This is a genomic window from Dyadobacter psychrophilus, from assembly GCF_900167945.1.
Lineage (GTDB): Bacteria > Bacteroidota > Bacteroidia > Cytophagales > Spirosomataceae > Dyadobacter > Dyadobacter psychrophilus.
Genome location: NZ_FUZA01000030.1, coordinates 1 through 1282 on the forward strand (window position 1 = coordinate 1; position 1282 = coordinate 1282).

1 protein-coding gene is annotated in these 1282 nt (G+C 43.3%); it reads left to right on the plus strand.

Going from position 1 to position 1282, the window contains the following annotated elements; all coding sequences use genetic code 11:
* Window positions 1-666, plus strand: a 666-nt coding sequence (locus B5X68_RS29065) for a DUF5712 family protein (RefSeq protein WP_082218171.1), incomplete at its 5' end; no start/stop codon positions are given.
* Window positions 667-1282: the final 616 nt, after the last annotated feature.

The window sequence follows — 1282 nt, forward strand, 5'->3', positions numbered from 1 at the left end:
CTTAAAAAGGCAGAAGCTAAATTTTACCTGATCAATATTAGCCCTTCCGGGAAGGAGCTCGACCATATTGGCAATGATCCGCAAAAGCTGAAAGCCTTTGCACGTGAAGTGATGAAAGAGTATGCAGAAAATTTCAATAAAGGACTATCTGAGCAGGATATCAAGTACTACGGCAAGATCGAATACAACCGGTATTACACCCATGAAGATCCGGAAGTAAAGCAGGGCCTCCGTCAACGGGGCGAAGCAAAGGAAGGAAGCCACATGCATGCGCAGTTGATCGTGAGCCGCAAGACGGCAGACAACGGCCGGCTGATCAGTCCCATGACTAACCACCGGGGCAGCAACGCCGGGCATAGCCAGAAATTCGGGCAGTTTAATCGACTGGATTTTACGGAGCGCTGCGAGAAAGTTTTTGACCGAACGTTTGGCTATGAACGTGAGCTATCTGAAACGTTCCAGTACCGCAAGGTGATGCTCAACGGGACTGCTATGCAACGGGCCGATATGATTGTGGCTGAGCGAAATCACGAGGCCAAACAGGCCAAAGAGCAGAGTCAGGCTTTCGAGCGGGACAAAAGGGAAAAGAAGGAGCTGACGCAGCAGCCTGAAATTAAACCTAAGCCGGAGCAGCAGAAAAAGCGTGGGATTAGTAGGGGATTATAATTAGATTCAAATTGGGATTGGATACAAAATAGGCCTGACGATATCGTCAGGCCTATGAATTATTTCACTTAGCCATATGGACGTACTCATTAGACAAAGGTGAATAACTTGATAAATTGGATCTCTTCGAATTGCAGAGTCGAAGTTCGCGTTCAAGCTTAAAGTTAAATTTATCGCCTTGTGAAATGTAGGTCGTGTCATCTGCATTGATGACCACAAATATCCTAACCAAGTTGTTGTACTGTTTTCCGTTAACAGTGTCACTGACCACAGGAAGAACAACATCTTTGGGTGCAAATGTTAGCTCCATATCTAAATCTACAATCCAAGATGGACGTCCATCAATTTCACACTGATCTTGCATGATAATAGTACCCCAAACATCTATGTGCTGTACGCGATCATCACAAGATAGTGTGAACATACCAATTATTGACAAAACGCTCGACAGAGCTCGAAATGTTAGTTTCATATCTAAAATCAGACCTCCTGAGATGTTATAAATGTAGAATATGGGTTACAAATAGTCAATATTTCAATATGAATAATTTGTTAAAATCTTTGACTATTTATTTATCGGTTTAGTCGCCGTCGAAAGCTTAGACACGAAAATCTT